This window comes from Chitinophaga pendula (genome assembly GCF_020386615.1).
Classification (GTDB): domain Bacteria; phylum Bacteroidota; class Bacteroidia; order Chitinophagales; family Chitinophagaceae; genus Chitinophaga; species Chitinophaga pendula.
Map to the genome: position 1 here is coordinate 5,174,244 of NZ_CP077769.1, position 18,721 is coordinate 5,192,964.

Below are 18,721 nucleotides of genomic sequence, written 5' to 3' on the forward strand. Positions count from 1 at the left end.
AAAAGTCCCCCCTGAATTTTTTGTATCTCTTAAAATGACTTTAATGAAGTGGAAAAATCAGCTTTACAAAAGTGGTCTTATGATGTAAAGTTATGGGGAAAATATCGTAACAAACAAAAATATTTCTCACAATCAACTGATAATTAAATAGTTATAACAAAATTGATACGCTTCAATACCGTAATCTCCACTATGATAAACTGCTTGATAAATAAAGGAATGGGCAGATATACGGTTAAATGGGCTAGATAGTTTTGATACGGAATAGTACCGTTGAATATGGGAGGTGGACGGGGGGAATGAGGGTATATAATATATTATGTGGTTATCGTGTAGGGGTTGGTGGAGCGAGACGGTGGAGAGGGTGGGTGCGTAGCGTCGGGGATGGTGGAGGGTGTCAGGTGGTGGTGGTGTCTATTTCTTCGAGTACGAGGCGGCTCCATCCCTGGCCGTTATCCTGGCGGAGTTCTTTTTTGCGGAGTTCCATCAATTTGGTGATGCGAGAGGCGTAGGCCCAGCAGGTGCTTTGGCGGATCTCCAGGATATCGGACAGTTTATGAGAGGATATCTTGCCCCGGGAGGAGTATACGAGGAAGGTGAGGTAGAAGGCTTTGTTGATCGGGATGCGGCTATTTTGGAAGATGGTGTTGGCGGTAACGGATTCTTCGTAGCCGCATTTGCCGCAGCGGCGGCTGTGGGGTTGATGACCATTGAAGTAGTGGTCGCTGTTACATTTACGGCATTGGTAGCCATCCTTCCATTTGAGGGAGGCGAGGAAGGCGAAGCAGCTTTCTTTGTCGGGGTATATTTTGCTGAACTCTTCGAAGTCGACGGGGGTGGACAGGGCACGGGCGCGGGATACTTTTTCCACATTGGTCTGTAGCTGACGGTTGTCTTGTTCGAGGAGGGCGTTCATGCGGGAGATCTCATCGGCCTGTTCACGGAGGAGGTCATTGACCTGGAGCAGTTCTTCGTTTTGGGTGGCGATAACGGCGGATTTGGCCGCCAGTTCGCGGGTACGGGCCTGGACCTGGGATTCCAGTTCTCTGTTGATATCGTCTTTGAGGCGGTTGTTTTCTGTCATCTGGCGTATCATCTGGCGTTGGGCGACTTCTTTTTTGCGTTTGAGGAGGCGTACTTTATCGCCGATGGCGAATGACAGGAAGAACATTTCCAGGATGAAGCAGAAGCTGAGGCTATAGTAACTGATGATGCCGAAGTTGAGCCAGCTGTATCCCAGCATGATAAAAAACTTGAGCATGAAGCCAACGAATAGGAAGCTGTATCCCAGGACGAAGAACCTGGCAGCATGGTATCCTTTTGTCCAGACGTATATGCCGGTGCCGAATGCGACGGCCAGGGGGATGATCTCGACAAACTTATAGTTGAACCAGGAGGGATTGATCAGCAGGCATCCAACGAGGAAGGTGGTGCGGGCGATCATGACCCCTATGATAATCTTGTTGAGCAGTGGGGCACGGAACCTGACATGGAGTAGTGTGCGGGTAAAGAGCAGGGCGAATATGCTCATGCAGAATAGTGGTATTCCGTAAGCGAATTGGTTCCAGGCCGGTGCATCGGGCCAGAGGTATTGATAGGCGATCCCATCGGTACACATTTCGTAGAGGGCGACGCTTAATATATATAATACGTAATACAGGTATTGCCGTTGGCGCATGGCGATGAACATGATCAGGTTGTAGAAGCTGAAGATGAGGATCATGCCATAGAAGATGCCGAAGGACAGGTATTCGGTGAGTCCGTAGGACACAAAATGGTCCAGGGAGCGGAGGACGATGATGACGTCGGCGGTTTGGAGGGAATGTACCCGGAAGTAGTAAGTATAGGTGCCTGCCATATCGTCGTCGAGGAGGATTTCGAAGTTTTTGTGCCGGAAGGTGCGTTGCGGGAATGGTAGTTTATCGCCGATGGTGACTTCGTGGTAGTTGCCATTTACCTGTGGGATGTAGGCGTTGATCTCATCGATGGTTTGATCGAAGAACTCCAGCAGGAAGTGTTTTTGCAGGGAGCGATCGTGTTGTATGCGGATACGGAACCAGTAAGCGGAGGTGCGTCGTACATTTTGCGGCGTGCTTTTGGCACTCGGTTTAAAGCGGCGGCTGCATTCCGGGCTGGTGATCTGACCGAAGGTAAAGCTGGAGGAGGGGTCTTCGAGGTATTCGATCTCAGCGAAGGTGAAGATATGTTGTTTGAGGGTGTTGGTGATGGGCACCACTTGTTGTGCGGAGGCTCCTTTTCCCCACAGCATGCACAGTAGCCACCACCAGCAACATTTTTGTATTAATCCCCTCCTTTTCATCATAGAACAACGGTCCAAGATAGTGAATTCTGCGTTTTTTATCGAGGGTATGGGTGGAGGAGGCGGGGAGGTAAACGGGGGTATTGTTAACAAAATATTATCAAGAAGGGGCAGCAAAAAGAAGTTATGTATTACTCTGATTTATATGTAACTTAGAGATTCGGGAAAAAGAATGCAAGAATTATCCTAAACTATTCACACATCCAGCTTCATTATTTACAGCACTATGAAAGTATCCACTATTAAGTTTCCGAGCGTTTTTGAGACGGCATTCGGTAATACAGAAAATTCTTCCAAAGATTTGCTGAATGGGTTGAAGGTAAAGAAAGACAATACCTGGTACCTGGTTGGCAATTTAGCGAAGCGTGGCGGCATTAATCCTGGCCGGGTGACGAATGCATCGCCGGAAGAGGAGGATTATGATATTTTATTCAAGGCTGCCATGCTGAATACGATCGACCGTGTACAGCAGCCTATATCGCTGACGATGGGTTTTCCTTTTTCTACTTACAACGTATATAAAACGGCAGCGGAGCAGTTCCTGGCGAAGCGTCATTTCCTGATGGAGTACGATACGCAGACCTTTAATACCAAAGGCGGCGTAAAGAAAGGGATGTTTGACATTGAGAAGTTTGAGATCATTCCGGAGATCGTGGGAGGTATTATCGGGCTGAAGAAAGCGTTGGATATTCCTGCTGACCAGAACTTCATCGCGGTGAGTTTCGGTTTTGGTACGGTAGAGGGTGGACTGGCTGCCAGTGAGGGTTTGGTACACCGTACTTGTTTCAGCTCTTTTGGTATCAAGTATGCTATCAACAACCTGGCGCGTGAGCTGAGTAAGAAGTATTACCTGGAGATGAAGAACGAGCATCAGCTGGATGAGGCATTTATGAAGGCATCCATCTTCACTAACCGTAAACGTATTGACCTGAAGGATATGCGGAAGGAGCTGCTGACGCAATATTATAAGGAAGTGATCTCCCCGTTGATGCGGCAGTATTTTACGGACCGTGACTTTGAGAGCTGTGAGAAGATCTACCTGATGGGTGGTGGTGCTCACTATAAGGAGCTGACGGATGCTTTTGCGGAAGAATACAATAACTTTATACCTGTGGAGGTAGCTCCTAATCCGGAGGACCTGATCAGCATGGGATACCTGTATAATTCACTGCGTATATCTGACAACAAACCTAATGTATGCGTAGGTATGGACCTGGGTAATGCCAGCTCTATCATTTCCATCTTCGAGAAGGAAGCACCGGTAGCTCCTGCCCCAGCGGCAGCGCCTACGGCGCCCCCCATCGTTTAAATCCAATCTAATTAATGACTGTAAGAGACCTCATCCGAGAAGCTACCGGTCAAGGTGGTTTTCTGCTACCCCGGCAGATCACCATATATGGGCCGCTGGACTCCGACATCCCCGGACGTATAGACGGGCATGTGGAGGGCGATGCCAAAGTGAACGGTAAACTGGTGATCGGTAAAGATGCCAGCATCAAAGGCAATGTGACTGCCACGAGTTTAGTATTGCATGGTAAGATATATGGCCATGTGATCGTAACGGACAAAGCTGTTGTCGGTAACAGGGCTTACATCCAGGGAGACATTTATGCACCGGTGTTGGACATTGACAAAGGTGCTACTATAGACGGGAAGATCCGGAGGGATGCGATGGCAGCCCTCATAGGCCCCCCCCTCCCCTCCCCTGCTCCTGAAGGAGGAGAAGCAACTGACATCAACGACATCCCTCCTGATACTATTATCCGCCAGCCCAAAGACGAGCAGGAGACCTGGTGGTAATACCTATCCCTTGACATTATTGCAACAGCCCGACACGTATGTGCCGGGCTGTTGTGTTTTTATTCGGATGTTGCCAAAATATCGCATCCCGATGCAAATGATGGAATGCCTTGCACGCTAATTTCTATAAAATGGAAATGCTGTCAAATGAAGAATTTCCCGTAAATTAGGAATATAGCGATACGACCTTACGACCGACGGTAGTTTATTCCACATTCCACCTTGTAATATTTACCCGTTATGATCGACTTACATGAAAGACAGCTGCTACAACAAGTAGGTGCTCACATCAAAGCAGTACGGGAACAAAAAGGCTATTCCCTGCTTTACCTGGCCTCGCGGTTACATACCGACAATACCACATTAGACAAGATCGAACACGGAGAGAAAAACATCACGATGATCATGCTATTGAAACTGGCAGCAGCACTGGGTGTGCGGCCGGGAGAATTGTTGAATGTGGAGGGGTAGGTTACGTCACGAATCAGCGTGTCTGATAAGTTTTCGTACAAAATCGCAGTGTTAACTTATTTAGATAAATTCAACATGGTAGTTTTAGATCCGAGTACAATCCAGATAGATATCATAGACATTTTCTAATCCTAAAACCGTGTGTGTTTTTTTGAAGGATCAGGGACAATATTTAAAAAGAAATACTCATATTTTAGCTTGTCTCTGTTTAACAACGTCTCTCCAAGAAATACATTCTTATTACTAAGTATTGTTATTTCACCAACAATTTGAGAAGTAGGCATTTCATAGTGCATATACACATTTTCACCCTTTATGCTATCAATAGCTGGATAATAATCTTCCCCTCTCGTACTAACTTCCTTAACTACTATATTCTGCTTATTGCAAATTCTTAGTTTTACATATCCTCCAGGGGCTCCTTGATCTATATATGTTAATCGCATATGCCCTACATTTGTTTCCTATTCTTGCAGTAACTTTTCCTCGTTACTTATTTTGTCACAGTTAGCCTTATTTGAGCAAGCATTAGTAATGAGCACTAGCAATATAATGAGTAGCTTATGAGTTACTTTATTTTTGTCCATAATACCTAAGGCCGGCAGAAGAAATTCTATTACTATTATTTTAGGCTAGTTAGATCCATCTTCTTCTCCGTATGTTCGCTAAAATGCTGCATCTTGGGAAAAAATTGTTTCTCACTCCTCATAGTGATACACCAGATCAAATTATAACAGTTCAAAAGTAAGTATTTTACATTCCGAAAATCTAATCAAGTACCAATGAAAGAGAGAGTAATAAGGGCCTCTTATGACAATGACACGATTACTGTTTATCAGGCATTTAATAAACAAATAGCTCAATCAGCTGTAAACAACCAAACATTTGTATCGCCTCCATTTAAAAAAGAAAGAATGACCTGGATTAAGCCTTCCTTCTTATGGATGATGTATCGGTCAGGATGGGCAGGTAAAGAAAATCAGGAACATGTTTTATCCATCAGAATAAAACGTTCAGGGTTTGAATGGGCTTTAAAAAACTCCTGTTTATCACATTTTGACAGTGCCATTCATTCTTCCTATGATAATTGGAAAGCAGTACTCAACAATTCTCCTATTCGTATTCAATGGGATCCGGAGAAAGACATTTATCTACAACCATTAGGCTACCGCTCCATTCAAATCGGGCTATCGGGTATTGCCGTAGCAAGCTATATTGAGGATTGGATCGTTGACATAGAAGATATCACAACACATTGTAAAGAGATCTATGAACTTATTAAAGCGGATGAAATAAATCAAGCAATGGATTTACTACCCAACGAACAGCTTTATCCTTTGCCTGAAAATATAGCTCCTATAATAAATGCGGATTAAAAAATATTCTTGTATGGATATTGCTTTTCATTATTTGTCTTCTTTCCATCCCAAACGAACAGCTGCGAAATTGCTAATATACTTATCATCTAAAGCAGCCAGCAGCTCTATCTTCTTTATCGCTTCGGGTGTATTTATTGCGAGTAGTGCCCAGATACATTTCCTTGCCAAAGCCCGCATATCATCATTTTCCGGAATATCCAGTGCTCGCTCATAAAGTGCATCAATACTAGCCGGGTCTTTAATATCGCCTAACATTTCGGTGATATCCTCCTGACTATTATGCCAAGAAGCTTTTAAAAGTCTACATAAAACGTCTGTATACTTATTACTAAGTCCATCTTCACTACTGATTAGCGTCAAATACATAAGCATTGTCTCGTCATGCATCAGCATCACTTGTTCGAATTTCTCCAGCAGCTCATCCGTATAGTAAAACTTATTCCAATCTTCAGGATCGAAAATTCCGTCCAGCGGATGAGCATCTATTAAAAATCTTTCAAGTTTATTTAACTCGTCAATTATACTATCTAATGTTTTCATTTATTATTACTTATAAGCTAATATCACATAAAGGTATATAATGCTTCATGGTTTAAATGATCTGCTTATTGAACGCCCCATCCACTTCCATCGCAAACCCCACGAGATGGATCTTCACCAAAACATCCCTGACATTGAAATAAAAAAGACTTAATCTTCCAGGTCTTTTCTTTTTTTTTCATTTCTATTCTGTAGGTAAGGTTGTCTATAGCATCTAAATAGATAATTATATTTTCGGAAGAAAGCTCTGCAATTTCAATGTCTTTAAATTGTTTATCTATCGCATTTAATATGTATCGCTCTTCAAAATCCGTTGTTAATAAATCATCATTCTTCAAAAGTTTGAGTAATAAATAATTCGATTCTGTGGTCTTTAGGAGATACAGAAATTTATCTAGAATATGGTTTGCTACTATGTCCATGCTAAAGATTGTACTCTTTTACATATTCCTTTAGCACTATCTTCATTGCCTTCGCCAATGAGCCATCATCACACCTAAAGCTCTTTTCCATTTTCCTTGATAAGATAATCACTACCGTATACTGGTTCTCCTCTCTTATTCGATCGTTCTTCACCAATATTGCATCCTTATTTTCACCAACCTGTTGGATAATACTTAGGATATCCCCAGCTGACAAAATTTCTTTGTTTATTAATTCTGATAGTTTCATTAGTATTTCTATTTTTTAAACAGTATTCTTGAAATCTCTGCCACATCTACTAATTGATTAGTAGCAACTTGTAAGGCTACGTTTGAAATCTGAGATTGTCCAACAATTGATAAGCCATGTTGTTCCGCAAAAATTTTAACCGCCAACGAGGCAGTTCTTTTATTTCCATCTTCCACCTTGCAATACTTACCCGTTATGATCGACTTACATGAAAGACAGCTGCTGCAACAAGTAGATGCTCACATCAAAGCAGTACGCGAACAGAAGGGCTACTCCCTGCTCTACCTGGCATCTAAATTACATACCGACAATAGTACCCTGGACAAGATAGAACATGGTGAGAAAAATATCACGATGATCATGATATTGAAGTTGGCAGCAGCACTGGGTGTACGGCCGGGGGAATTGTTGAATGTGGAGGGGTAGGTTACTTCACGAATCAGTGTGTCTGATAAGTTTTCGTACAAAATCGCAGTGTTAACTTATTTAGATAAATCAACATGGTAGTTTTAGATCCGAGTGCAATCCAGGTAGACATTTTCTAATCCTAAAACCGTGTGTGTTTTTTTGAAGGATCAGGGACAATATTTAAAAAGAAATACTTATATTTTAGCTTGTCTCTGTTTAACAACGTCTCTCCAAGAAATACATTCTTATTACTAAGTATTGTTATTTCACCAACAATTTGAGAAGTAGGCATTTCATAGTGCATATACACATTTTCACCCTTTATGCTATCAATAGCTGGATAATAATCTTCCCCTCTCATACTAACTTCTTCAACTACTATATTCCGCCTATCGCAAATCCTTAGTTTAACATATCCTCCAAGAGCTCCTTGAGCTATATATGTCAATCGCACATGCCCTACATTTGTTTCATATTCTTGCAATAATTTTTCCTCACTACTTATTTTGTCACAGTTAGCCTTATTTGAGCAAGCATTAGTAATGAGCACTAGCAATATAATGAGTAGCTTATGAGTTACTTTATTTTTGTCCATAATACCTATTATCAGTATAAAAAATTGTTTTGAAATTTCTATTAAACTCATTTAGGGTATGTATATTTTCATAGCCAAGTCTAATAAAATAATTAGATCTTTCATCTTCACCATATGTCTTTTGAAAAATTTTATCTTGGGGGTCAAATCTTTGAGCTTCATCTATATATTTTGCATGGTTCGCGAGAAAAGATTTTAAATTATTACGACTCAAATTAAATGCTCCTGTTTCAAGTAAATAACTTTCCTTATGTAAACCATTAATGCGTGCGAATGCCCCAGCTGCATAATTACCTAGATCACGATTACTGATATACACACCTTCACTAATTTGAGAGCCTCCGTTCACTCCTCCTTCCATATAAGATTTAGGATCAAATACTTGCCCATTTCTAGCATACATTGCATATGTAGCTTTTCGGATAAGTGGTATCGGCTGAACTCCAAGCATTGCCTGTTGATTCGCCTCGAACGCATTCAACCATTCTTTCGCCCTATAAGATTTGAAATTTATTCTATCTCCTACCATAAAAGATTTTTCATATAGCGTAAATCCTATCATTTTTTGAAGATCATTATTTATCCTTCCGGATTGGATATCAGCTGCGGAATGTCGATAAATACCTAAATGACCATCATTCCTTACAGCTATCACATTTCCCTTCATATCAGTATGCGTGGAAGGTGGTCCTGCCCATGCACCATCCGGATCTACATATTTAATTGGATTATTCCACATCGAATTGTAAGGCGACCAATTAGGTGCATCCATCGCCTTTGGGTCTATATGATTCCATCTACCAGTCTGTACATCATACATTCGGGCTCCGAAATCATACCAATCTAATCCTGAACCATCTGTAAGCTCCTTTTGTTGTAATTCCTTTTTATTATACTTTATCCTATTCGCGGCATAACGACTATCTTTTAATGCATTATAACTGATACCAGCCATAGTCAGTCCTAAGGGGTAATAATGTGTTTCTTCCAGTACAGGGCCGGCATTTATCCCCAGCATAATATTATCGAAATATACATCCTGTTGGCTTTCATTACTGGTATATACATATAGAAAACCATTTTTTCGAATCTTCATTTTATCCTGGACCAGCGATTGCAGCTCATCAGGTGTAGCTTTTACTTGTCGCACACCACTGTTTTCTTCCACCAGGTTAAACTGCTCATCGAACAGTACATAGTTCAAATAGGCTCTCGGTCTTTCTTGTGTTGAACGATTCGGATCCTTCTCTTTTAGCCGTTGATAATTATTATTGTAGAATTCGTTTGTAAATGGATTGGCTGGGCCTGCAGAAGAGCCTCCATGAATATCTTTTGCCGACCCATTACCGCTAAACGCCTGTACAAGTCCCATTACCATATCTTCGACGGGAGCTGGCTGCTTATTATCGCTGGGACCTATTGATTTATAAAATGCTTTTGCCCCTATCTGTACTGTATCTCCGGCCATTACTTTTAGTACAATAGAAGGCCCTATCTTCTGACCACCAGCTTTTGCATTGAGTTTAGCAACCTGTTCGTTTTTATCAGTTGTATTGTCTTCCGGATATCCATTAGGCTTTGCACTACGGGTGTTGTCTATGTTACTGAACAACGCCAGCTCCTTTTCGGCACTACCAGCTTCCATGGTAGCGGAATACATAGTGAAATCCGTTTGTTCCGTAAGTAAAATCCGGGTATTGCCTAAATGGTCCTCTACATAATAATCATATACTGGGGTTGGTTGTTGACCGGCTTTATAGACCATACGAGTACGGCCTTCCATATGATCAAAATACTGCAGGCTGTCATTCTGGTATACAAAACCTCCATCGTAATCAGTTATGGTAGTCTTGGTGGGACTTGTAGTCAGGTCAATTACTTTCTTACGATATTTCTCTCCTTTTTCATCATAGAAAAACTCTATACTTCCTTTCCCTTCAAAAGTGATTTTCTCAGGTAAATCAAGGTGATTGTAGATTATGTTGGTAATCCCTTTATTTTTATCTGCCGTGATATTACCATTTATATCATAACTGTAATCCGATATCCCTTGAGTTTTATTGGCTGTATTATTAGCTGCAGGCTCTTTAAAGTCCCCCAACACACTTCTTTCATCATTGGCTTCATCCACGACATATTTTAACCTGTTAGAGAAGTCACTGATATATTTATATTCCAGATTATCAATAACATCAGGCTGAGTACCTTTCAGTCCTTTCTGAAGCATCCGTAAAACGTTACCGTTTGCATCATATGCAGATCCCGGATTTGCACCATCTCCCATACGAACGGTGTAGTCTATAACGGTATTATTCCAGTTGGCCCCTCTCTTTTCCTGGAAATCAGCCTTCATTAACCGGTCTCTGGCGTCATAGAGGAAATCATACTTTCGGGGTAAACCGTCTCCCACGCCACGCCAGGTCATACCTGCGATATTCGCATTATAGCTTGCATTACTATAGTTTGCACCAGAAATTACAGATTCTACTTTATCATAAGCTAATTCATATCCGAAGCGGTAATCTTGATCGTCATTGTTGAGGTAAGACTTGTTCATACCAGTCTTCCAACCTCTGATATTGTAATCAAACGTCATCCGCTGCAGGTTGTCTCCAAAAACTTTGGCCGCCATCTGCCCTACCGGATTGTAGGTATATTTTACAACATCTTTCAGGCTACCTGCATCATTCAGCTGACGTTTGACTGTCATAAGACGCCCGCCATGATCATATTCCTTTACTGTCAGTACCTTCATCTCAAGTGTATTCCTACTTTGCGGGTTACGGTGATGCATGTAAGTACTGATAACTGCGCCTATAAAGTTGTATCTGGTGGTTAAAATATCAACACCGCCGGTTATATTATCGCTTAAATTTTGAATTTCACGGTTGTTTTCGTCAAAATATGCGGTGCGGGATAACCATTGTTCACCTCCACCCGGAATCAGCACTCTGGTCTTGGTACCTGTTAGCTTTCCTATAACACGATCCGACTTTGTTACGGCAACCGGATAGGGATTATTACCTGCAATCAATTTAGCAGCATATCCCCCTTCATATGCTTTAACTCCCGGCCAACTATAATCATCATAATAAGCGTAACTTAGCGGCATAATATCGGCTTCACTAATCCCTGGTAATGGGTTATTTACGCTTAAACTTATATTACTGTTACTCCCCTCATTTGTAATTACACCCTCCATCTCTTCTGCTCCGCTATCAAATCCATCTATAAAATCTATGCTGTTTCTTGCCTTATATACTGTAATTCCAGGTTGCTTTAAAGGCACAACAAGATCGTAATATCCTTTATCAGCAATGATATTGTTTATAATTATTGTTCCCGTCGCCGTATTCAGTGACTGTTGTAAGGCTTCTCTACTGACAGCAGACTTGTAAAAACCGGTCATAATCGTCCGGTTGTAATTGTCGTAAAAATTCACAAACCATCTGTTAGCACTTTTCAGATTACCGTCTCTCTTAAATGCCAATCGATCACGGCTATCATAAACCATTTCTTCAACAGTGGATCCAGGAATTTTCTTAAGGATCATTCTATTCCGATCATCATAAGCATAGCTGTAACAAAGTTCATCTACCAACTCCGGTTTTGAAGTTAATGACCAGTCGCCTGAAATGGCTGCTACCGCTTTAGGCGGAATTACAAAGCGTAGCTGATCGAAAACATCATATATAAAGTAAGTACATAACCAACCATTGTGTCCATCAACAGTAGTCGTGAGCTCCTCTTTTTTGAGTATCGTCTTCCCTTTCATACTCTTAAACTCCACCGTTCTCTTGCCATTCTCGTTGATCATCACCAACTTTGATAAGGTACCTGCGGGATATATAACGGTACTCTTAGGAATACTGCCGGCTGCATTTTCAATAGTCCATATACGTACCGCGTCGGCAGACGTATTGTAGAGGTGCTGCTGTACAGTTCCCCTATCGCTTCCTGCCCAGCTGTTACCGACAGGAAGGCTTTTAATCGTACGTTTTAAAGTAGATTTTTCATAAATGGTTTGTTCATAAAAGAAATTTTCTCCAGGATATTGTGTCTGTAAAAAAGTACGCTGTTCTCCGAAAGGATCAAATCTGAAATTACCGGACGATGTATTTGCAACATAAGGCGCAAACTTGTAGGATTGCTGACCAACGGCATCAAAAACTACGGGCTTGACCATATCGAGTTTCCCCGATCCATTCACTACTGGTGATAGTCCTTTATCTACGGTTTGGATTACACGTCCCATACCGTCGATATATTCAAAGGTTTGCTTTACTTCATCAATAGTTCTAGCTGTTGAAATTAAGAATCCAGTATCCTTCACAGGCATTACCGGTTCCCAGCTACGCATATAATTCACCTTTACGTCACTACCATAAGGAGCTGGTTTATACTGGGCACCAGCTATATGACAATTGAAAAGGAGGATCAGCAATAATATGATGTTACGCATAAATATCTTAGTGAGGTCTTATCTAATTTTGTACCCTTCTCCTGGTGCCAGGTTCAACATTATATTTACATAATTGAATGGAGTACCATTACCGTCTATATCATATTCCAATAGTGTACCTGAATATATTCTGAATTCGCTGTCTGAAAATGCAGCAATCTGATTGGTTGTAGTCGTATTTCCATTTCTAGATTCGGTAAGTACATAATTAATAGTGACTCCCGGGTTATTTACGCGGTTGCCAGCTTCATCTTCCAGCACCACATATATATTGCCCGTTTTCCAATAGTGGAGACTAGTATTTGATCGCTCTATCACATTCCGTTCCTCCAAGCGAGCATACAATACAGGTAATGGGTTATCATAGGCATATTTATACTCCAATTGCTTGAGGATATTTCCGTTAAGATCCCGCATCACCTTCAGTCGCTGGAAGTGGTCGTACTCATAGTACTTTATATCACCATTTTCGTCGCAGGCGGAATTCATTCCGATCAATGGTATATAAGTATACGTATTCATCCTCGTCCCTACTGGAGCAATCCTGATATCATCTATCGGGTATGATTCATTAATTGTATAGTTATCTGTATAATTTCTAGTAACAAATTCCCATTTACCACTTATCAGCCTGCGGTAAGTAAGGTTATATACTTTATTGTTAGGTTTTGTAAAAGGGATAGGGAAACTACCGTTAAAATATTTTCTTCCAGAATATGCATTACCTATGGATGCCCCAGCCATATCTTCAAAACTCTGGAAATATATCTCATTGCCCGCAGCCTGCGTACTTTTTGCTACTAAAGCATTGTTTTTGTCCCATAGATAACCGTTAAGCGTTCCATTCCGTTTTGCTTCGGTAATAATATTTCCTGTCTCGAAATCATATGCATAGATAACCTCATCCGTAAAAGGTGTTGTATTTCGTGTACTCTGTGCCTTGACAGGAAATACTTTGGGAACTACTGGTTGCCCTCCCAGCTTTAGCTGAAACATAGTATACTTTGTATCGACACTGCCATCGGCATGGTGACGCTCCTCACGTATGGGTATACTCTGTAAGTTCATTCTGGTGTAAGCACCTATTTCTTCAGGGCTCAAGTTCGGTAACTCAGCTCTGTTTTCCGGATAGTAATATTTGTCAAAAAACTGTTGTCCTTCCGATGTGTTATAAGTAACTTTTCTAAGCAATGAACCATCTGGATTATACTCATATGTCTTTTCCCGATCTTGATACAATGCTGTATTCAGCTGATCGTAAGTACGTTCGGTTTCACTAACGAGATTGTAAGTTTCTGTTGGTTGATAATAGGCATTTTCAAACCAACCGTTGGTTCCAGTACCCACTCTGTAAAACAGCGTAACTCCTATTCCTCTTGCCTTTTTTTGTTGAGCAGATAGAGGGCCATATCTATAGGCAGTAGAAGTCACCAATTGATTAGATGCCGTATAAGCTGCTTTATTAACGAGTAATCCACGTTTATAGGCATTTGACGTAGGAAAGCTGAACTGCCTGATAGCATCCGCGCTTATTGTGTTACCAACACGATCTGTAATGGCAAAATTATCCTGGAAGTCATTAAAGTTATTAAATGTGCTGATCTCATAGCTTCCATCTCCATTCGTCACCTTTACATTGGAATATCCAACTACAGTCCCATTTACATCAGCCAGATTAAATAGTACACCAGCGTTAACACTCTCTCCGGAAATAACACAGATTCCTCCAGGACTTGGCACTCCAAGTGAAATTGTTTTTGAGTAATTAAATGCTTTCATAAAGAGCTGTCCAGAAGAGATTCCACTAGGCTGTTTGTACTCATACGAGCGGGTGTATACATTACCTAAATTGTCATACTCTTTCATCGTTTTGACCCTGAGACCGCCTATCACCTTATTCATGTTTGTGGCAGCATCAAAACAACTATTCAACTCAAATTCAAATTCAGTCTTGCCACCTTGAGCATGTTCTATAGTTTGCAAGGAATATTGTAATGTCTTATCTAAATCAGGCTGTTTATCAGCTTCCGGGACGAAAGGAGTAGATTCGCTATTGTTATTATAAAATCCCCAATGATCGTAGGCTACACTACTTCTGGAAGGGAATTTTAACTGCGGGTTATTGAAATACTTAAATTCATACAATCTCATTGAAGCATTACCATCACCAGAAGCTACATAGATTTTCTTAAGACACAGTCTGTTTAAGTCTATATCTGCATTAACAGGATGAAAATACTCATAGTTCAAGATGTACTTTTTCAGGATAATATTATCTGAAATGCTTTGGATATCTATCCGGTATAGCTGGTATCCATTGCTGACATCTTTTCTGTCTGTCAAATAGTTAAACTTAACAAGCGCAGTATTACTCTTTATCGTAGAGATATACTTTGGTGCTTTATACGTCCGGTTATTATCTGAAGTACTAATAGTTTCACCAGGGCCGGAACAACTTCCGGAAGTTGAGTAGCGAATGCGTACTTTGTTGTAAATTTTGGTAACAATATTACTCCCGGCTACATAACTAAACTCTATTTTATCGGTACCATTGAAGGATTCCATAGTACTTAGATACCATGTAGAGATAAAATCAGGTTTGGGGTCCGATCCATCTGTCACAGCAGCGATTTCCCTCTCTGCAGCATTCGCCCCAAAAATGTATTTTACTCCTTTTTCATCTGTTACCTTGAAGAATATTCCCAGATTGTCTGTTCCCCTATTCGTAACATCCATCACCACTTCAATCCGGGTTGGTCTATTAAACACTGCATTGCCATTTTCATCAAAAACAAATGAATATTTACCGGATGGTGTGTTAACATAAAAAAGATCTGGTTCTCCATCCAGGTCCCCTTTTCCTATTTTATCAGCACGAGCCGAATTATGTTCCGCTCCGTCATTGATCTCTACACCAGCTTTATTCTTTCCAATGTATCCTTTCTCTGATTCATCTGGTAGTCCTCTAACTATACGGGTAATCATTCCTCCGGCATTAAGCGTCCAATTCATACCCACGTACGAAGCAATATCTTGTAACCTCACACCTGTTGCCTTATAACTCAGGCTGATAGGAACTGATAACTCTTTAGATGGTACAGTGTAGATGGGGATGCCGATATCTGGTACTCCGGTATAAAGGTTTATATTGGAATTCAAATAAGAAGTGGCAAATATGTTGTTAGGGGACGGTAAAGTCACAGAGACTTTGTCTTCGTATTGTGCTAATGCAGATGAGCTAACTACTAAAATGAATACTAACAACATTAGCTGGGGTTTCCAACTACGAATGAGCATTAAACTGCTGGGCATAATTACTTCAAGTATTAATTTAAAGAAGATTGACTAAGTATTTTAGTCATTGGCACACTTTTTCTATATATCTGATTATTAATCACTTGTCAACACATAGGCATTACAGAATGACAAGCTAAAATTCATAGATCAGGACACAAAAACTTACAATAATCAGAATATAGGTGTATACAAAGCATTTCGCTAACAAAAAAAGATAAGATTTTTTGAATAAACAAATATTTTTATCCTCACTACAGGCCTATTAAATAATGCACTATTGAACACCCAAAACCACGTTATAAAACAGCTAGTATGATTACCTCAATAATTCATTCCGACTATTATCGATATGATTTTTCGATTACAAAATAAAATGTACTGAGTATAGAATATGTTACAAATTAGGAATATAGCGATACCTGATTACTAATATTATCAGGAGGAGAATAATTGATCGTCGATTCTCTTCTTCTGTCTGAAATGGTGTCGCATGTGCATTTCTGCGAACTGTAACCATTCCACAGCAGTAAAGTAATGTAAGCCGGGATGTTCTGCTTTTCCTTTTGATCCGGAGCGGTTGAATGCCATAGACAGATTGTTCACTTCGTCCTTTATGAACAACAGACTTGTTAACAGTTCTTCTTTATTGGCGGGTTGTCTTACACTATCATCTGTGGCGGGACCTTCAATCATCGTATCGGGGAAGCCGTTGCGCTCGAATAGCCCTTTCGCATCTTCATGCATTTGTTTGTCGCTGTGGACATCGCCCGACAGCGCAGACTTCATTCGTTCAACAAAATATTTAGTATCATCTGTGATGTGGACATACACTTGCCCTAATGACCATGAACCAATTTTGGGCTTTTGCAGCAACATTTCCAACGTGTAGTCATTCAGGGCGATGGCCCATTGATCGATAGTTTCATTAAAGCGAGCTATTAAGACTTCTGTTTGATATATTGCCATATTGGTGGTGTTGATGTTTAATACGTCCTTTAGCCCAAAGCAAACACTGCGCCATATCGTCACCAGTTTATACGTACTTAGTATATCTCTGGCAGCAGCCTAAAAGTAATGATTCTACCACGTTATTCCCTGTATTTCTCACCAAATAGATATGCCATGAAAAAGCAAATTATGTCAACCAAACATTCAGCCGTTTTAAACCGGTCACAATTAAAATCAATAACCGGTGGCGGCACCAGTCATCCGAGGCGGGTTGAATGTCTTAATGAAGGTCAATCGCCTTGTAATGTTATCCCTTGTTGTCAAGGATTAATATGCCTGAGTATAGGTACTACTTTCAAGTGCTTCCGCTAGCCGAATCGTTTTTATATGATTCGAGCTACCAGATACCGACAAGGTATTTTTGCAGAGAAGGGTTGCCGATATTGGCAATCCTTTCTTTTTAGCGCTTTCAGTTAGGCGGAAAATATTGTATTTTTCTATTCAACCAAATTCCACTTTATGACTCTTTCCCGGCGATCTTTTGTACAAAAGGGCCTGGCGAGTGCGGCATTACTTGCCAGCCCGCTACCGGCCTTCTTACCTGCGGCTGTTGCTGCGGCTCCTGCTAAGCCTGCGGAACACACTCCCTTTAAGCTGGCTCTGTCCACCTATTCCTACTGGCATTTCAAGACACCGAAGTATCCTATCGAGAAAGTGATTGATGAGGCGATGGCGCTTAGTGTAGAGGGGGTCGATATCCTTCACCGGCAGATGGAGAGCGAGGATAATGCCTACCTGCAAAAGCTGAAACGGCATGCTTTCCTGCATGGCGTAGATCTTATTTCCCTGTCCATACACCAGGACTTTGTATCGCCGGATGCCGCAGAGCGCCAGAAGGATATTGATCACACTTTACGCTGTATAGAGCTGGCATATAAGATGGGTATTCCTGCCATCCGGTTGAACAGCGGACGTTGGGGAACGATCAAATCTTTCGATGAGCTGATGGCCAAGCGAGGTGTAGAGCCCGCTATTCCGGGTTATACAGAAGATGATGCCTTTAAGTGGTGTATCGACTGTATTGAAAAGTGCTTGCCAAAAGCGCAGGAATGCGGAGTGTTACTGACTCTGGAAAACCATTGGGGGCTTACCTCTACACCGGAAGGACTGTTGCGGATACGGCAAGCGATCGATTCGCCCTGGCTGGGTGTGCTGATGGATACCGGCAATTTCCTGGAGCACCCGTATGACAAGCTGGAAAAGGTGGTGCCATATGCCAGTTTTGTACAGGCGAAAACTTATTATGGTGGTGGTGAATGGTATACGCTGGACCTGGATTATAAGCGCATCGTCGGTATACTACGGCGTGCGAATTATAAAGGCTATATAGCTATAGAATTTGAAGGGAAGGAAGCGCCAGAGTCTGGTGTACGTAAGAGTGTGGCGATGTTGCGGGAGGCAATGGCCTGATATTGTACTGATATATTTACCTCGCTGACACTATTGTAGGTGTCAGCGAGGTTTTTTTATTTAACCTAATCCCGGGCCGAAGGGCTGCGGGGTATCAGTGAACTGTTCTTTGATAGCTGCCCAAATAGATTGTATGGCCTGTTGCCCTTCGATGGTGATAACACGCGGAGAGCATCTCACGCCATCCGACGTGTCTGTCAGTACCAGGTTATTAGGCAGGACGCCGTTTAACCGGGTTTCAATGTCTTCATCTACCAGGTAATACACCGGCTTGTCATTATAAGTGTCTTTCTCGACTGCCAGTTGCTGTGGTTTATCGTCTATGATGACTGTAATGGTTTGGGTGTTCATACAGCAAA

At 41.4% G+C, this 18,721-nt stretch carries 17 protein-coding genes; 6 read left to right on the forward strand and 11 right to left on the reverse strand.

Annotated elements, in window-relative coordinates; translation table 11 throughout:
• Window positions 1–397 precede the first annotated feature (397 nt).
• Window positions 398–2,323: a 7TM diverse intracellular signaling domain-containing protein gene (locus KTO58_RS18910; protein WP_225859826.1), complete on the reverse strand. Its 1,926-nt coding sequence runs from the start codon at window positions 2,321–2,323 to the stop codon at window positions 398–400.
• Window positions 2,324–2,546: 223 nt separating this feature from the next.
• On the opposite strand from KTO58_RS18910, the gene KTO58_RS18915 reads away from it, so the two are divergent.
• From KTO58_RS18915 to KTO58_RS18925, 3 genes are all read left to right on the forward strand, one after another.
• Window positions 2,547–3,629, forward strand: a complete 1,083-nt coding sequence (locus KTO58_RS18915) for a ParM/StbA family protein (protein ID WP_095837882.1) — start codon at window positions 2,547–2,549, stop codon at window positions 3,627–3,629.
• A gap of 14 nt (window positions 3,630–3,643) precedes the next feature.
• Window positions 3,644–4,120, forward strand: coding sequence for a bactofilin family protein (locus KTO58_RS18920; protein WP_095837881.1), 477 nt, complete (start codon window positions 3,644–3,646; stop codon window positions 4,118–4,120).
• Window positions 4,121–4,360: 240 nt separating this feature from the next.
• Entirely contained in the window at window positions 4,361–4,591 is a 231-nt protein-coding gene (locus tag KTO58_RS18925; protein WP_095837880.1) for a helix-turn-helix domain-containing protein, read from the forward strand.
• Between the two features lie 131 nt (window positions 4,592–4,722).
• On the opposite strand, the gene KTO58_RS18930 is transcribed toward KTO58_RS18925, so the two are convergent.
• Window positions 4,723–5,037: a hypothetical protein gene (locus tag KTO58_RS18930; RefSeq protein WP_095837879.1), complete on the reverse strand. Its 315-nt coding sequence runs from the start codon at window positions 5,035–5,037 to the stop codon at window positions 4,723–4,725.
• A gap of 336 nt (window positions 5,038–5,373) precedes the next feature.
• On the opposite strand from KTO58_RS18930, the gene KTO58_RS18935 reads away from it, so the two are divergent.
• On the forward strand, window positions 5,374–5,967 hold the full coding sequence (locus KTO58_RS18935) for a DUF4291 domain-containing protein (protein WP_095837878.1): 594 nt from the start codon (window positions 5,374–5,376) through the stop codon (window positions 5,965–5,967).
• Window positions 5,968–5,997: 30 nt separating this feature from the next.
• On the opposite strand, the gene KTO58_RS18940 is transcribed toward KTO58_RS18935, so the two are convergent.
• The 4 genes from KTO58_RS18940 to KTO58_RS18955 all read right to left on the reverse strand — a co-directional run bounded on the left by KTO58_RS18940 (window position 5,998) and on the right by KTO58_RS18955 (window position 7,358).
• Complete coding sequence (locus KTO58_RS18940; protein ID WP_095837877.1) at window positions 5,998–6,510, reverse strand: HEAT repeat domain-containing protein; 513 nt, start codon at window positions 6,508–6,510, stop codon at window positions 5,998–6,000.
• Window positions 6,511–6,575: 65 nt separating this feature from the next.
• On the reverse strand, window positions 6,576–6,932 hold the full coding sequence (locus KTO58_RS18945) for a hypothetical protein (protein ID WP_095837876.1): 357 nt from the start codon (window positions 6,930–6,932) through the stop codon (window positions 6,576–6,578).
• A 1-nt stretch (window position 6,933) separates the two neighbouring features.
• Window positions 6,934–7,182: a hypothetical protein gene (locus KTO58_RS18950; protein ID WP_095837875.1), complete on the reverse strand. Its 249-nt coding sequence runs from the start codon at window positions 7,180–7,182 to the stop codon at window positions 6,934–6,936.
• Window positions 7,183–7,190: 8 nt separating this feature from the next.
• The gene (locus KTO58_RS18955; protein ID WP_157752859.1) at window positions 7,191–7,358 is read right to left on the reverse strand and encodes a hypothetical protein; all 168 of its coding nucleotides are present in this window, start codon (window positions 7,356–7,358) and stop codon (window positions 7,191–7,193) included.
• A 19-nt stretch (window positions 7,359–7,377) separates the two neighbouring features.
• On the opposite strand from KTO58_RS18955, the gene KTO58_RS18960 reads away from it, so the two are divergent.
• Complete coding sequence (locus KTO58_RS18960; protein WP_095837874.1) at window positions 7,378–7,608, forward strand: helix-turn-helix domain-containing protein; 231 nt, start codon at window positions 7,378–7,380, stop codon at window positions 7,606–7,608.
• A 121-nt stretch (window positions 7,609–7,729) separates the two neighbouring features.
• Here the strand turns inward: KTO58_RS18960 and KTO58_RS18965 are convergent, their stop codons facing one another.
• The 4 genes from KTO58_RS18965 to KTO58_RS18980 all read right to left on the reverse strand — a co-directional run bounded on the left by KTO58_RS18965 (window position 7,730) and on the right by KTO58_RS18980 (window position 16,910).
• Window positions 7,730–8,185, reverse strand: coding sequence for a hypothetical protein (locus KTO58_RS18965; protein WP_095837873.1), 456 nt, complete (start codon window positions 8,183–8,185; stop codon window positions 7,730–7,732).
• Window positions 8,172–12,647 (reverse strand): DUF6443 domain-containing protein, encoded by a 4,476-nt coding sequence (locus tag KTO58_RS18970; protein ID WP_198315188.1) that lies wholly within the window; start codon window positions 12,645–12,647, stop codon window positions 8,172–8,174. The genes KTO58_RS18965 and KTO58_RS18970 overlap by 14 nt, the downstream gene beginning before the upstream one ends.
• An 18-nt stretch (window positions 12,648–12,665) precedes the next feature.
• Window positions 12,666–15,914, reverse strand: a complete 3,249-nt coding sequence (locus tag KTO58_RS18975) for a hypothetical protein (protein ID WP_157752858.1) — start codon at window positions 15,912–15,914, stop codon at window positions 12,666–12,668.
• A 465-nt stretch (window positions 15,915–16,379) separates the two neighbouring features.
• Window positions 16,380–16,910, reverse strand: a complete 531-nt coding sequence (locus KTO58_RS18980; RefSeq protein WP_095837871.1) for a DinB family protein — start codon at window positions 16,908–16,910, stop codon at window positions 16,380–16,382.
• Window positions 16,911–17,411: 501 nt separating this feature from the next.
• Here KTO58_RS18980 and KTO58_RS18985 point away from each other — a divergent pair.
• Window positions 17,412–18,362, forward strand: a complete 951-nt coding sequence (locus KTO58_RS18985; protein WP_095837870.1) for a sugar phosphate isomerase/epimerase family protein — start codon at window positions 17,412–17,414, stop codon at window positions 18,360–18,362.
• A gap of 60 nt (window positions 18,363–18,422) precedes the next feature.
• Here the strand turns inward: KTO58_RS18985 and KTO58_RS18990 are convergent, their stop codons facing one another.
• Complete coding sequence (locus KTO58_RS18990; protein ID WP_225859827.1) at window positions 18,423–18,713, reverse strand: hypothetical protein; 291 nt, start codon at window positions 18,711–18,713, stop codon at window positions 18,423–18,425.
• Window positions 18,714–18,721 lie beyond the last annotated feature (8 nt).

What these genes read in the sequence shown, in the direction of transcription:
- KTO58_RS18990 (WP_225859827.1), bottom strand. Translation starts at nt 18,713, where the DNA reads ATGAACACCCAAACCATTACAGTCATCATAGACGATAAACCACAGCAA.
- KTO58_RS18960 (WP_095837874.1), top strand. Translation starts at nt 7,378, where the DNA reads ATGATCGACTTACATGAAAGACAGCTGCTGCAACAAGTAGATGCTCAC.
- KTO58_RS18930 (WP_095837879.1), bottom strand. Translation starts at nt 5,037, where the DNA reads ATGCGATTAACATATATAGATCAAGGAGCCCCTGGAGGATATGTAAAA.
- KTO58_RS18965 (WP_095837873.1), bottom strand. Translation starts at nt 8,185, where the DNA reads ATGGACAAAAATAAAGTAACTCATAAGCTACTCATTATATTGCTAGTG.
- KTO58_RS18970 (WP_198315188.1), bottom strand. Translation starts at nt 12,647, where the DNA reads ATGCGTAACATCATATTATTGCTGATCCTCCTTTTCAATTGTCATATA.
- KTO58_RS18910 (WP_225859826.1), bottom strand. Translation starts at nt 2,323, where the DNA reads ATGATGAAAAGGAGGGGATTAATACAAAAATGTTGCTGGTGGTGGCTA.
- KTO58_RS18980 (WP_095837871.1), bottom strand. Translation starts at nt 16,910, where the DNA reads ATGGCAATATATCAAACAGAAGTCTTAATAGCTCGCTTTAATGAAACT.
- KTO58_RS18975 (WP_157752858.1), bottom strand. Translation starts at nt 15,914, where the DNA reads ATGTTGTTAGTATTCATTTTAGTAGTTAGCTCATCTGCATTAGCACAA.
- KTO58_RS18920 (WP_095837881.1), top strand. Translation starts at nt 3,644, where the DNA reads ATGACTGTAAGAGACCTCATCCGAGAAGCTACCGGTCAAGGTGGTTTT.
- KTO58_RS18940 (WP_095837877.1), bottom strand. Translation starts at nt 6,510, where the DNA reads ATGAAAACATTAGATAGTATAATTGACGAGTTAAATAAACTTGAAAGA.
- KTO58_RS18935 (WP_095837878.1), top strand. Translation starts at nt 5,374, where the DNA reads ATGAAAGAGAGAGTAATAAGGGCCTCTTATGACAATGACACGATTACT.
- KTO58_RS18950 (WP_095837875.1), bottom strand. Translation starts at nt 7,182, where the DNA reads ATGAAACTATCAGAATTAATAAACAAAGAAATTTTGTCAGCTGGGGAT.
- KTO58_RS18925 (WP_095837880.1), top strand. Translation starts at nt 4,361, where the DNA reads ATGATCGACTTACATGAAAGACAGCTGCTACAACAAGTAGGTGCTCAC.
- KTO58_RS18945 (WP_095837876.1), bottom strand. Translation starts at nt 6,932, where the DNA reads ATGGACATAGTAGCAAACCATATTCTAGATAAATTTCTGTATCTCCTA.
- KTO58_RS18985 (WP_095837870.1), top strand. Translation starts at nt 17,412, where the DNA reads ATGACTCTTTCCCGGCGATCTTTTGTACAAAAGGGCCTGGCGAGTGCG.
- KTO58_RS18915 (WP_095837882.1), top strand. Translation starts at nt 2,547, where the DNA reads ATGAAAGTATCCACTATTAAGTTTCCGAGCGTTTTTGAGACGGCATTC.